This is a genomic window from Bradyrhizobium sp. SZCCHNR1015, from assembly GCF_032489875.1.
Lineage (GTDB): Bacteria > Pseudomonadota > Alphaproteobacteria > Rhizobiales > Xanthobacteraceae > Bradyrhizobium.
The window spans coordinates 12,752-26,057 of record NZ_JAUEYW010000010.1; the positions used below are offsets into that span (position 1 = coordinate 12,752).

Genomic DNA, 13,306 nt, shown 5'->3' on the forward strand with positions numbered 1-13,306 from the left:
GCGATCGCGGGCGCTGCGTCGTCGGCGACGGCCGACGCCTCTCGGATTCAGGACGCGAGGAAGCCGCCATCGGCCGCCAGGACGTGGCCGACGACATAGGACGACGCGTCCGACAATAGCCACAGCACGGCCTCGGCGATGTCCTCGGGCTGCCCCATCCGCCGCAGCGGCAGGCCGGCGGCGACGGTCGCGATGTCGCCGACACCGGCGCGCAGCATCATGTCGGTGACGACGCGTCCGGGCGCGATCGCGTTGATCCGGACGCCGCGCGGCGCCGCCTCCATCGCGGCCGATCGCGTCAGCGAAATCACGGCGGCCTTCGACGCCGAATAGAGCGCAAGCCCCGCATTCGGATTGCGCACGCCGCTCACGGAGGCGTTGATCACGATGCGGCCGCGGCCCTGCGCATACATGACCGGCAACTGCGCGCGCAGGCACAGGAACACCGAGCGCACATTGGTGTCGAACACGTCCGCATAGACGCCGTCGCCCTGCTGCTCGATCGGCGCCCGGCGCTCCTGGAATCCGGCATTGTTGAACGCCGCATCCAGCCGGCCATAGCGATCCAGCACGGCCTGCACGAGGTTCGCGACGTCGTCCTCGCGCGTGACGTCGGCCTTCACCGCGAGCGCCTCGGCCCCGAGCGCCCGGCATCGTGCCGCCGTATCGGCCAGCTCGGCCTCGCGCCGTCCGGCGACGACGACTGCCTCTGCGCCGCCGGCGGCGAGCTTCAAGGCGGCGGCCCGGCCGATGCCGGAGCCGCCCCCGGTGACGAGGCAGACCTGCCCCTGCATCCGCGACGCCGCGGGCGCGCTTGCCCCGGCCGTGAGCTGCGTATCACTCATCTCCGACCCTCCGCTGTACGGCGTCGTCGATGCCACGTTGCATCGTCTATTTGTTGTATGATACAACTATATGGCAGGAGTCAAGATGCCCGACCCGGATCTCACGCTCGTCGACGACATCCGCGCCGCCGCGCGCCTGATGGTGCGCGAGCTCGGCTTCATGGAAGCGACGCTGGCCGCCACCGACCTTCCGCCGTCGGCGGTTCACACCATCCTGGAGATCGGCCTGCGCGGCCCGCTGACGGCGATGCAGCTCGGCACGATCCTGCATCTGGAGAAATCCAGCATCAGCCGCATGGTCCGCAAGCTGATCGACAGCGGCGAGTTGCAGGAGACGATCGATGCCGGCGACGCCCGCATCAAGCCGCTCTGCCTCACAACCAAGGGACGGAAAACGCTGGCGGCGCTGCACGCCTTCGGCCGCCAGCAGGTTCGCGGCGCCCTGTCGTCGCTGTCGAAGGCCGAGCAGCGCACGGTGCGCGAGGGCCTGTTGCTGTACGCCCGCGCGCTCGAAGCTTGGCGCGCGGCAGAGCAGGACATGCAGCCGTCGGAGCCATGAGCGCGCCCGACGGGCAGATTGCGCATGCGCGTCATGACGAAACTGCCCGTCGTGTTGAAATGCCGCAGCACGTGGCCTTGCACCGTCGGGCAAATCAGGACGATGTTTCCGCGCATCCCGCCTCACACGAAGGGGCGTTGCGCGCGATCGTCACGACACGCGAGGCGGGGAGCGATGGCCGCGAGATGTCGCAGCGTGCTTGCGCGCGGACGAACGGCAACTTGCGGACGTGAAGTCGCAGGGTCCTGATACCCCGACGCTGGTATCACCCGCGCAATGCGCAAGCATTGTCGCGGCATGGTGGCCAACAAGCCCGGCGCACCAGGGAGACTGCGTATAAGCGTTAAAGACCGTCGCGCAGGGAATGCCGGAGTGTTCGGCTTTGCCTGTGGTACCTGCCGCCTGCATTTTTTTCTGCAGGCGGGCCATGGGTGAGGCCCTCACCCGGCATTCCCTGCGCCCTTCGTCTGTTCGGAGGGAGCCAAATGACCGTACAACTCGGACGCCCAAGGTCGCGAGAACGCGAGGTCATGTCATGAGCCGTGCGGATATGGACGCAGGACCTGCCACGCCGTCATTGCGAGCGAAGCGAAGCAATCCGGGGCAGCGCTCGCGACTCTGGATTGCTTCGCTTCGCTCGCAATGACGGAAACGACCAATGTCCGATGTGTCGCGAAGGGTCCACTGTCAGATTGTCCGACAACTCAAATCATCCGACGACAATGGCTGCAATCCTAGTTGCCGAACTCGTCCCGCATCTTCGCCTGGATCTTCGCCATGCCGCCGAGCCAACGGTCGTAGTTCTCGGTCTTCTTGCGCATGTAGCCGAGAACCTGCGGATGCGGGAGAATCAGGAAGCTCTCCTCGGCAAGCCCTTTCAGCACGTCCTGCGCGACCTGCTCGGGTGTCAGATCACCGTCGCCGGATTGCGGGCCCTTCGGGATCGATCGCAGCATGTCCGTGTCGACGCCCTGCGGACAGAGGATCGAGACCTTGATGTTGTCGGCCTTGTGCGAGATCGCGAGATTCTCGGCAAATCCCACCGCGGCATGCTTGGTGGTGGAGTAAGGCGCGCTGCCGACCTGCGACAGCAGGCCGGCCGCCGAGATCGTGTTGAGGAAATAGCCGCCGCCGCGCGCCTTGTAGCGCGGGATCAGATGCCGCGCCGCGTAGACATGCGCCATCACGTGAATGGCCCAGCTCCGCGCCCACGGCTCGTCGGAGGTGCCGCCGACATTGACCGACAACGGGTCGAAGCCGCCGCCGATGCCGGCATTGGAACAGAACAGCGCAATCGGCCCGAACTGCCGCTCGGTTTCCTCGATCACGTGCCGGATGTCGGCTTCCTGGGAGACGTCGCATCTGAAGGCGGCGCCGCCGATGCCATCAGCGACGGCCTTGGCGCCGGCTTCGTCGAGATCGGCCACGATCACCTTGGCCGCCCCAGCAGCCGCGAACGCCTCGCACAGCGCCTTGCCGATGCCGCGGGCTCCGCCGGTGACCACAACAATCTTGCCGGTCACCTGCATGCAAAGCCCTCCTCGTGGAATTTTCTAGGTCAAGACCAGGTCGAGCACCGCGGTATAATGAAAGCCGGCGCCCAGCAACACGAAACCATGCCAGATCGCGTTCTGGAAGCGCAAGCGCCGCCACGAGTGGAAGATGACGCCGAGGCTGTAGAGGATGCCGCCGGTGAGCACGCAGGCCAGGACCGAGGCCGGCATCACCGAGATCACCCGGTCGTACATCATGACGCCGCTCCAGCCGAGCGCGAGATACAGCCCGATCGACAGCGCGTCGAAGCGGCCCGGCCAGCGCAGCTTCAGAACGATGCCGAAGATGGCGACGCCCCAGACCCCGAGCAGCAGCGCGGCCGAGAACACCGTGTCCTTCAGGGCGGCGATGAACGGCGTATAGGTGGCCGCGATGAGCACGTAGATGGCGGAGTGGTCGAAGCGGCGCAGCACCCATTTGGTCGGCGACACCGGCCACAGATTATAGGTTGCCGACAGCGTCAGCATCGAGAGCAGTCCCGCGACATAGATCGACACCACCACGATGTCGACGGCGCTGGCATAGATCGAGGTCAGCACGACGAGCACGGTTGCGGCGACCAGCCCGGCGGCGATGCCGACGACGTGGACGACGCCGTCCGCGATCATCTCGACCTTGTCGTAGTTCCAGCGCATCGCGCCGGTGGCGGCATGGACGGAGGTCGAGGCGAACTGCTTCAGTTGAAATACGGTCATGTCAGAGCCTGGTGCCGGTTTTCCGGGACAATTGTGCCGGAAGGATTATGGTTTCCAGTGGTCAACGTTCCGTTCAAAGTCTGGTTCTATCCGGAAACGGGCCGGAATTGTGAGCTTGAATCCGGTGTTTTGCATCGCCACCTGTCAACAATCGCTCACGCCCTTTTCAACTGGCGAATTCCCCTCCTCCCATGGTGACCTTTTCCGAACTCGTCGAGGAAGCGCGGCTCTCGGCCCGTGCCCTGCTCGATTATGGCGAGAGCTTCCTCAACCCGACCGTCCGCCTTGGCGTCACCGGGCTGTCGCGGGCCGGTAAGACCGTGTTCATCACGGCGCTGATCCACGACCTCGTTCGCGGCGGGCGCATGCCGGTGTTCGAGGCCTTGGCCTCGGGCCGCATCGCCCGCGCCTATCTGACGCCGCAACCCGACGACGGCGTGCCGCGCTTTGCCTATGAGAGCCACGTGCGGGCGCTGGTCACCGAGCGACGCTGGCCGAGCTCGACCGTCGACATCAGCGAGCTCAGGCTGGTGATGGAATTCCAGCGCGCCAACGGCGCCGAGCGGACGCTCACGCTCGACATCGTCGACTATCCCGGCGAATGGCTGCTCGACCTGCCGCTGCTGAACAAGAGCTATGAGCAATGGGCGCGGGAAAGCCTCGCGCTGTCGCGCAGCGAGCCGCGCGCGCATGTCGCCAGGGACTGGCACGCGCATCTGGCGACGCTCGCCCCCGAAGGCCGCGAGGACGAGTCGGCGACACTCGAGGCCGCACGGCTGTTCACCGACTACTTGCGCGCCTGCCGCGACGAGCGCTTCGCCATGAGCCTGCTGCCGCCCGGACGCTTCCTGATGCCCGGCAATCTCGCGGGCTCGCCGGCGCTGACCTTTGCGCCGCTCGACGTGCCGGCCGACGGCCAGGCACCGAGCGGCTCGCTGTGGGCGATGATGGCGCGCCGCTACGAGTCCTACAAGGACATCGTTGTCAGGCCATTTTTCCGCGACCATTTCGCCAGGCTCGACCGCCAGATCGTGCTGGTCGACGCGCTGGCCGCGTTCAATGCCGGACCGGAGGCGCTGCACGATCTCGAGGCGGCGCTGACCGGCATTCTCGATTGCTTCCGCGTCGGACGCGGCAATCTGCTGACCGCGCTGTTCCGGCCGCATATCGACCGCATCCTGTTCGCGGCGACCAAGGCCGACCATCTGCATCACACCAGCCACGACCGGCTCGAAGCCGTGCTGCGGCGCGCCGTCAACCGCGCGGTGGCCCGGGCCGAGAGCACGGGCGCTGCGATCGATGTGGTGGCACTGGCCGCCGTCAGGGCGACGCGCGAGGCGCTGGTCGCCCGCGGCCGCGACAAGCTGCCGTCGCTGCTCGGCACGCCGGCCGCCGGCGAAAGCGCCAATGGCGAGATCTTCGACGGCGACACCGAGGTGGCGACGTTTCCGGGCGAGCTGCCGGCCGATCCGGAGGAGCTGTTCAAGGGCGGCGCCTATCGCGGCCTGTCGAGCGCTGCCGCCGACGGCACCGACTTCCGCTTTCTGCGCTTCCGCCCGCCTTTGCTGGCCCCCGATGCTGGCGGCGAGCCCGCTTTGCCCCATATCCGCATGGACCGCGCCCTTCAGTTCCTGATCGGAGACCGGCTGCAATGAGCGAACGCGCCAAGCCTCGTCGTCCCCAGACCTTCCGGCTCGATGATCCCGACGTCGTCGTGGTCGATGCCGAGGACGCCGCCCGGCCCGGCCGGGGCACCATCCAGATCACGCCTGAGGCCGACCCGGCGCAATTGCCGGTGCCGGTCGAGACCGTGCTGCCGGCACGGCGCGGCTTTCGCTGGGGCGCACTTTTTTGGGGCTCGGTCACCGGCCTCGTCCTGCTCGGCCTCGGCCTCGGCGTCACCCGGCTGATCGAGGATCTGTTCGCGCGCAGCGAGGCGCTCGGCTATGTCGGCGCGGGATTCGCGGCCGCAGCCGCGATCGCATTGGCGGTCGTCATTGCCCGAGAGACCTACGGCCTGGTGCGTCTCGCCACCATCGAGAAGCTGCATCAGCGCGCGGCCGCCGTGCTGCTGTCCGACGATCGCGCCGAGAGCCGCGAGGTGGTCGCCGAGCTGCTGCGGATCGCACATGCCAATCCCCGGCTGGCGCGTCCGCGTGCCGCGCTCGCCGGCCACGCCGACGACATCATCGACGGCGGCGACATGATCAAGCTCGCCGAGCGCGAGCTGATGGCGCCGCTCGACGTCGAGGCACGGCGCCTGGTGTCGGTCGCGGCGCAGCGGGTCTCGGTGGTGACTGCCGTGAGTCCGCGCGCGCTGATCGACGTGCTGTTCGTCTTCGTGGCAAGCTTGCGGATGATCCGGCAGCTCGCGCGGCTCTATGGCGGCCGTCCCGGCGCGCTCGGCATGATCAGCCTGTTGCGCCATGTCGTCGCGCATCTCGCCATCACCGGCGGCATGGCCGCGAGCGACAGCCTGATCCAGCAGGTGCTGGGCCATGGCATCGCGGCAAAGCTGTCGCAGCGGCTCGGCGAAGGCGTGCTCAACGGACTGCTCACGGCGCGGCTCGGCCTCGCGGCCATCGACGTGACGCGCCCGATGCCGTTCGCCGCGCTGCCGCGGCCGGCGCTGGCGGATCTCGCCAAGGATCTCCTGCGCAAGCAGGAGGAGCAGGAATGAGGCTCAGGCCCGCGGCGCGGAATCGAACTCACCGGCGAGCCAGCGCCATTGGTACAATGGCGAGTCCGGCGGCGGCGCCAGTTCGGGCGTCCAGCCCGTCAGCCTGCCGAACGCGTAGGTGTCCATGACGCGGCCGCGCCAGCTCCGCTCGACGCGTCCGAGCGGCTCGCGGTGCGCGGTCGTGTCCGCCAGCAGCGGGCCGGCATTGTCCGGCTCGCGCACGACGTAGAGGCCGGCATGTCCCGCGATCAGGTTCATGCCGGGATCACGAAAGCCGATGAAGCGGGCACGCTCGTTGATCTGGATCACCGGCACGCGGCCGCGAAAGAACCACCGCATCATCGCGTAGGTGCGATAGTCGGAGGTCGCGATCCAGGTGGCACCGCTGCTTTTGAGCTCCTGCTCGGCGCGCGCCGCCACCTGCTGATAGCCCGCCTCGGCGCCGATCGGATCGGCCCGCCCGAGGAAATTCCAGGGCGCGGCAACGTAGTAGAGGAAGATCAGGACCACCATGGCGATGCCGCTGACTACGGCGATGCGCGCCCAGCGCACGGTGGATCGGACGAACCAGGCGGGCGCGCCGTCCTGCGGCAGCTTGACGATGTTGATCGCGACCGCCGCAAACCCGATCGGCCACATGAACATCGGCCAGGTGTCGCCGATCCGCAAAGTGAACGACTTCCAGAGGAAGTAGAGGAACGGCACCAGCACAGCCGTCGACAGCAGGATCGCGACCGGCTCACGCGTGCGATAGCCGCGCCAGGCCGTGAAACTCAGCGCCGACAGCGTGACCGGCAGCAGCACGAAGCCGACCTGTCCGAACTGCAATCCGATGTAATCGCCGAGCGTCCGCAACGACAACTCATGCGGCGCGGTGGCGCGAACGAACTGGAAGCGGAACGAGGCCCAGTCGTGCTGAACGTTCCAGATCAGCACCGGCGAGAACACGGCCAGCGCAATCAATGCTCCGCACCATGGATAGGGACTGAGGAGCCAGCGGCTGCGCCATGCCGGCACGAGCAGGAACGCCGCCACGGCGGGCAGCAGCATGACGACGGTGAATTTGGACAGCAGCGCCAGCCCGCCGAACAGTCCGGCAGCGAGCCACCAGCGGCCGTCGTCGCTCTCGGCGAGCCGCACCAGCGCCCAGATCATCGCGAGCGCAAACGGGATCGCCGCGACGTCCGGCGCCACCTTGGCCATCAGCAGGCCATAATAGAGCGCGGCCTCTGGCAGCAGCACCACGATGATCACCGCCCGCATGTTGTGAGTGGCGCGGCGAACGATGTCGGCGAGCAGGAGCTGCGTCGCGCCCATCGCGAGGATGCCGGCAAAGCGGACGCCGAGATTGGTATCGCCGAACAGGGCAGTTCCCAGCCGGATGAACCAGGCGATCATGGGCGGATGATCGAGGAAGCAGAGCTGCAGCTCCTTCGACCAGGTCCAGTAATAGGCCTCGTCGGTGCGCAGATCGAGCGCAGCGGCGTAGACGAGACGGATGATCGTCATGCTTGCGATCACGGCCGCAGCCATCAGCCACGCAGCGCGCGTGGAGCGAAACTTTGGGCTGTCGATGCCTGGGGGAATGGCCGTCACGCGGTGCTTTTCCCCGACTCCGCCGGGCGAGTCAACGTTCGCGCGCGCAGCTCGCGCCGCCGGATGACCACCGCCATCAGCCCTCTAGGACAACAGGGAATAAATCTCTAGCATTGCGGCTCCAGATCATACGGACCACATGACCATTTCGATTTCCCATCGTTTACAGTCCGCCCGGCGCGGCATCGGTGTGCGGCAGGTGCGGCTGATCTGCGGCTTCATCCTCTTCAGCTACCTGCTCAGCCATTTTCTCAACCATGCGCTCGGCAACATCTCGCTGCAGGCGCTCGCCGAGGGCGTGTCCTATCATGTGGCGTTCTGGCAGTTTCTTCCGATCGCCGTGCTGTTCTATGCGGCCGCTCTCACCCATGGCGGGCTCGGCGTGTGGGCGCTTTATCAGCGCCGGCAATTCAGCCGCAGCACGATGGAGCCTCTGCAGCTGCTGCTCGGCCTCAGCATCCCCGCGTTGATCTTCAGCCACATCGCCGGCGTCCGCATCGGACAGGCCCTGTACGGACAAGAGAAGCTGTACCCGCAGGTTCTGTACTCCTATTGGACCGGCCCGTCCTGGCGGATCTGGCTGATGTCGGCCGCGCTCCTGACGTCATGGGCGCATGGCTGCATCGGGCTGCACTTCTGGCTGCGGCTCAAGCCGTTCTACAAGCGCGCGGCGCCGTGGCTGCTCGCCTGCGCCGTGCTGATCCCGGCGCTGGCGCTGCTCGGCTTCTACCGTGGAGGCCGAGACGTCATCGCGGCAAGCGCAGCGCCGCAGTGGCGGGTCGAGAATCTGTCGCGGCAGATGGGCACGCCCCTGGAGCAGGCAGTACTCGAGACCATCATGAACGGATTCCTGATCGGCTATGGCGGCCTGATCGGCTTGGCGCTCGCCGCGCGCGGCGTGCGAGCGGTGCATGAGCGACGTGGCGGCATGGTCACGCTATCCTACAACAATGGCCGCTCCATCCGAGTGCCAAAGGGTTTGTCCGTGCTCGAGGCCAGTCTGCGCAACAACGTACCGCATGCCAGCATGTGCGGCGGCCGCGCGCGCTGCTCGACCTGCCGCATCAGGGTGATCGGAGATCCCGGCGCGCTGCCGCCACCCTCGCCTCGCGAGGCCTTCGTGCTCGCGCAGATCGGCGCGGCCGACCCGTCGGTCAGGCTGGCCTGCCAGTTGCGCCCCACCGGCGATCTTTCATTCTTTCAGCTGTTCATGCCGAACCCGACACCCGGCGAGCGCACTAGCTCGCGCGCCGGAATCGGGCAGGAGCGCTACCTCGTCAGCCTGTTCGTCGACATGCGCGGATCGACCGGCCTCGCTGAGAAACGGCTGCCGTTCGACGTCGTGTTCATCGTCAACCGCTTCCTCAGCGCCGTCTCCCAGGCCGTGCTGGCGAATGGCGGGCAGCCCAATCAGTTCGTCGGCGACGGCATGCTCGCGCTGTTCGGACTGGCCACCGATTCACATGTCGCCTGCGGCCAGGCGATCCAGGCGGCGCGTGACATCGCGACCAACATCGCCGAGCTGAACACGTTCCTCAGCCACGATCTGCATGACCCGATCCGCTTCGGCATCGGCATTCACGGCGGCGAGGTGATCGTCGGCGAGATCGGCTATCGCGACCACATGGTGTTCACCGCGCTCGGCGACGCCGTCAACGTCGCATCACGGCTGCAGGACATGACGAAGACCCTCGGCTGCCAGGTCATCATCTCGGACGAGGTCTACGCGCGGGCGCGACTTGCCGCCGACGTGCTGCCGCAGCGCGAGGTCGAGATTCGCGGCCGCGCCGAGCCGATGCGCGTCAGGACGGCCATGGATGTCGCCGAACTCGCGATGCTCTGGGAACAGGGGACGGCTGCATGACGAGTTGCGTTGAACCTGTTTGCAGCCTGCGCTGTCATACCGAGAACGGTTGCAGCGGGTCCGCGGCGACGGGCGGAACGGTGGAGTTGCGGTCAAAAGCCGCAAAGCCGCCACGATATCGATCATTTCGGGCCAAAACCGCCCGCTGTTTGCGCTATCACGCCTGTCACAACCGCAGTATTCTCGAATTCCGAGCCTGACGGTTTGCGGGGACCGCCGGTTCGAATTGGATTGATCCCGCGGAGGCGACGTATGGCTAAAGGTACGGTCAAGTGGTTCAACCCGACCAAGGGCTATGGCTTCATCCAGCCTGCGGCCGGGGGCAAGGACATTTTCGTTCACATCTCCGCCGTGCAGAAGGCCGGGCTGGCGACCCTCAACGAGGGCCAGACCATCGAGTACGACGAGATTGCCAACCGCGGCAGGAGTTCGGCCGAGAACCTGAAAGTGTAGCGGATCAATTGGCGCGCCATTCCGCCTCGCGGCTTTTCGGCGCGATCGTTCCCCTCACCAAGCCAGCATGATTGTCGACACGTCGAAATAGACAGGAGCGGTGCCCGCTCCTGATCACATCTTTACGCTTGTTTGTAGTTTCAGCTCCCTCCCCGCCATTGCCTCGCCCGCCCGACCCGGGTCAAATGCGCCTCGAACCGCGCCGACAACAGAATTCCAGCGCGCGGAAACAAGCGACGGGAGCGACGCATCATGGACGACAAGGGCATTTTCCATGGCCTGAAGGTGCTGGACTGCGCGAGCTTCATCGCGGCTCCCGCAGCCGCCACCGTGCTTTCCGATTTCGGCGCTGACGTCATCAAGATCGAGCCGCCCGGCGCCGGCGATCCCTACCGCAACCTGCCGAACCTGCCGGGCTATCCGCGCAGCGAGCATAACTACGCGTGGTATCTTGAAGCCCGCAACAAGCGCAGCCTCGCGCTCGACCTGTCGAAGCCGGAAGCGCAGGCCGTCCTGCATAGATTGGTCGGTGAGGCCGATGTCTTCATCACCAACTTTCCGCCGTCGGTCCGCGCCAAGCTCGGCCTCACCCACGACAAGCTCGCGCCGCTCAATCCACGGCTGATCTATGCGTCGTTTACCGGGTATGGCGAGAAAGGCGAAGAAGCCGACAAACCCGGCTTCGACAGCAATGCCTATTGGGCGCGCTCCGGACTGATGGACCTGGTCCGTGCCGACGAGAGCACGACACCCGCCCGCTCCGTCGCCGGCATGGGCGACCACCCCTGCGCGATGGCGTTCTATGGCGCGATCGTCACGGCGCTTTACCAGCGCGAGAAGACCGGCAAGGGCTGCCATGTCGCCTCCAACCTGATGGCCAACGGGGTCTGGGCGGCCTCCGTGCTCGCTCAGGCCAAGCTTTGCGGTGCGACCTTCGTCGAGCGGCGGCCGCGCGAGCGCGCGCTGAACGCGGTCGCCAATCACTACAAATGCCAGGACGGCCGCTGGATCATGCTGTCGCTCCTCAATGAGGAGAAGCAGTGGCCGATCCTCGCCCGCTGCCTTGGCCGGGAGGAGCTGATCGACGATCCGCGCTTCATCACCAAGGCCGATCGCCACGCCCGCTCGGTCGAGCTGATCCATGAGTTCGACGCGGTATTCGCGACCAGGCCGCTGGCCGAATGGCGCCGGATCCTCGACGGCAGCGGGCTCGTGTTCGGCGTGGTCGGCATTCTCGACGACATCCCGAACGACAGGCAGATGATCGAGAACGATGTGCTGGTGCCGTTCGAGAACGACACCATGCTGACCGTCAACAGCCCGATCTTCATCGACGGCCAGCGCAAGGTCGCACCGCGCAAGCCGCCCGGCATAGGGCAGCACAGCGACGAGATCCTGCGCAGCGCCGGCTTCGACGACGAGGCCATCCGCGACCTGCGCGCGCGCGGCGCAGTAGCCTGAGCTAGCGCGTCGCGATGAAGCACATGCCGAACCGCGTCGCCGGCCCGGTCTGACAGGAAAGGTTCGCGGCGCAGGTCCAGGTCGAGAAGCTCCTGTCGTTGTCCGTCGCGTCAGCGTGGCGCGCGTAGCAATGCCCGCCCCAGCCGTCATTGTAGACCGTGCCGGCGAGCTCATCGCTGCCGCGCAGCTGCGGGCGGCTGGCGAAGCCGCGCGAGAAATCCGGCGTACGGCCCTCGGCAAAGGCGTTGAGGATGTCGCGCCGGCGGACCTGGTCGCCGAAGAAATGCGGCGAGCCCGGCACCACCACGGTGTTGGACGGCTTCTCCGCCATCCAGTCGACACCGGGGAAGTGGAAGCCGCCGATGCCGCGGGTCTGATGGCAGCCGCCGCAGCTCGAATCGTTGAGGCGACGCTCGAAGCCCGCGACCGACTGGATGTTCTGCAGCACGATGCCCTGCGCGGCCGCCTTCTCCAGCGCGCCGACCACATCGGCCTCGGTGAACACCGCACCCTGCCCGTCCGCGCTCCCCTGCACCAGCCCGTAGGCCGGCAGCAGATCGGAATTGACGAAGCCGACCGGGGTCGGCGCCACCGCAACCTTGGCCAGGAACTGGTCGGGGATCACCGCGGTGCCGCGGTCGAGCTCGCCGAGATGGACGGGGTCGAGCAGCCAGGCCTTGAACTCGCGCGCCAATGCGGCATCCGAAAGCAGCCGGTCGCGATCGACCTGATCCTCCAGCACCGCCTCCTCGAACGTCCCGCTCGCGGCCTGATAGTCGAACACCTTCATCATGTAGTCGGTGCGGAAATCGCGGATCGCCGATTTCGGCGCATGCGCGATTTGCAGGTTGGTCTCGATGCGGTGGATGTTCTCCGGCCTGATCAGCGCCAGCGGCCCGTCCGGCGCCGTCAGCTTCGCGGCAAGCTCCGGCCCGGTCAGTTGCAGATCGGACGTCGCCAGCCACCGCTTGGCGATCTCGGCGCAGCTCGGGGAGTTGCTCTTGGCTTGCGCGTCGCTGCGCGCCTTGAGCACGATGTTGAGCGTCATCGGCAGCCGCGGCGAGGCGACCTCGCCGTCCTTGGCCTCGGGCGGCGTCGTCCGCGTCAGGCGGTACAGCAGCCGCACCTCGCCGCAATGGTCGGGATCGACGAAGGCGCGATCCATGCGATTGACGACACCGGCCAGCACGAAGCGGGCATCGGACGAATCGAGCACGGTGCGGTCGAACAGCTGGAACGCGTAGGACGTGCCGACGCCGATGCTCTCGTTCGGCAACGTCGTCTTGTGCTTGTCGACGTAGCGGTCGAACTCCGCCTCGAGCGCCTTGCGCACGGGGGCCATCGACGGCAGCGCGAACAATGCCGCGTCGGTCAGCGGCGCATCGCTCGCGCGCGCGAGCATCTTTCCGAGGCCGAACGCGCCGTTGTCGAGCTCACGCAGCGCGAACGGCTCGAGGATGGCGGCGCCGCGCTCGATCGGCGCGCTCTCGTCCGCATGGGCGAACGGGGCGCAGCACAGCATCACAAGGCCGAATACCGACAGTCGCAAGATCCGCCTCCTCGATTCCATGGCGCAACTGACGGCCTGCTAGCCCTCGA

Annotated in this window: 12 protein-coding genes; 7 read left to right on the forward strand and 5 right to left on the reverse strand. The window is 66.8% G+C overall.

Features of this window, described 5'->3' with window-relative positions; genetic code table 11:
- Window positions 1-47: 47 nt before the first annotated feature.
- Window positions 48-845, reverse strand: a complete 798-nt coding sequence (locus QX128_RS17750; protein WP_316238097.1) for a glucose 1-dehydrogenase — start codon at window positions 843-845, stop codon at window positions 48-50.
- Window positions 846-930: 85 nt separating this feature from the next.
- Here QX128_RS17750 and QX128_RS17755 point away from each other — a divergent pair, with 85 nt between their 5' ends.
- The gene (locus QX128_RS17755; protein WP_315803183.1) at window positions 931-1,404 is read left to right on the forward strand and encodes a MarR family winged helix-turn-helix transcriptional regulator; all 474 of its coding nucleotides are present in this window, start codon (window positions 931-933) and stop codon (window positions 1,402-1,404) included.
- Window positions 1,401-1,637: a hypothetical protein gene (locus QX128_RS17760; RefSeq protein WP_315803182.1), complete on the forward strand. Its 237-nt coding sequence runs from the start codon at window positions 1,401-1,403 to the stop codon at window positions 1,635-1,637. Before QX128_RS17755 ends, QX128_RS17760 begins: the two co-directional genes overlap by 4 nt.
- Before the next feature lie 501 nt (window positions 1,638-2,138).
- Here QX128_RS17760 and QX128_RS17765 read toward each other — a convergent pair.
- Window positions 2,139-2,933 carry an SDR family oxidoreductase gene (locus QX128_RS17765; protein ID WP_316216557.1) on the reverse strand — a complete coding sequence of 265 codons (795 nt, stop codon included), beginning with the start codon at window positions 2,931-2,933 and terminating at the stop codon, window positions 2,139-2,141.
- Window positions 2,934-2,957: 24 nt separating this feature from the next.
- A complete protein-coding gene (gene trhA, locus QX128_RS17770) occupies window positions 2,958-3,653 on the reverse strand; it encodes a PAQR family membrane homeostasis protein TrhA (RefSeq protein WP_315759485.1) in 696 nt (231 codons plus the stop codon).
- Window positions 3,654-3,844: 191 nt separating this feature from the next.
- Here trhA and QX128_RS17775 point away from each other — a divergent pair, with 191 nt between their 5' ends.
- Window positions 3,845-5,308, forward strand: coding sequence for a YcjX family protein (locus QX128_RS17775; protein WP_316238098.1), 1,464 nt, complete (start codon window positions 3,845-3,847; stop codon window positions 5,306-5,308).
- Window positions 5,305-6,333 carry a TIGR01620 family protein gene (locus QX128_RS17780; RefSeq protein ID WP_316238099.1) on the forward strand — a complete coding sequence of 343 codons (1,029 nt, stop codon included), beginning with the start codon at window positions 5,305-5,307 and terminating at the stop codon, window positions 6,331-6,333. The genes QX128_RS17775 and QX128_RS17780 overlap by 4 nt, the downstream gene beginning before the upstream one ends.
- Before the next feature lie 3 nt (window positions 6,334-6,336).
- Here the strand turns inward: QX128_RS17780 and QX128_RS17785 are convergent, their stop codons facing one another.
- Window positions 6,337-7,842, reverse strand: coding sequence for a glycosyltransferase family 39 protein (locus tag QX128_RS17785; RefSeq protein WP_316238100.1), 1,506 nt, complete (start codon window positions 7,840-7,842; stop codon window positions 6,337-6,339).
- 226 nt (window positions 7,843-8,068) lie between these two features.
- Between QX128_RS17785 and QX128_RS17790 the strand changes: the two genes are divergently transcribed.
- The 3 genes from QX128_RS17790 to QX128_RS17800 all read left to right on the forward strand — a co-directional run bounded on the left by QX128_RS17790 (window position 8,069) and on the right by QX128_RS17800 (window position 11,707).
- Window positions 8,069-9,793, forward strand: coding sequence for an adenylate/guanylate cyclase domain-containing protein (locus tag QX128_RS17790; RefSeq protein ID WP_316238101.1), 1,725 nt, complete (start codon window positions 8,069-8,071; stop codon window positions 9,791-9,793).
- Window positions 9,794-10,045: 252 nt separating this feature from the next.
- Window positions 10,046-10,246, forward strand: a complete 201-nt coding sequence (locus QX128_RS17795; RefSeq protein WP_315713975.1) for a cold-shock protein — start codon at window positions 10,046-10,048, stop codon at window positions 10,244-10,246.
- Window positions 10,247-10,498: 252 nt separating this feature from the next.
- Window positions 10,499-11,707 carry a CoA transferase gene (locus QX128_RS17800; RefSeq protein WP_316238102.1) on the forward strand — a complete coding sequence of 403 codons (1,209 nt, stop codon included), beginning with the start codon at window positions 10,499-10,501 and terminating at the stop codon, window positions 11,705-11,707.
- A gap of 1 nt (window position 11,708) precedes the next feature.
- Here the strand turns inward: QX128_RS17800 and QX128_RS17805 are convergent, their stop codons facing one another.
- On the reverse strand, window positions 11,709-13,277 hold the full coding sequence (locus QX128_RS17805; protein ID WP_316238103.1) for a hypothetical protein: 1,569 nt from the start codon (window positions 13,275-13,277) through the stop codon (window positions 11,709-11,711).
- Window positions 13,278-13,306: the final 29 nt, after the last annotated feature.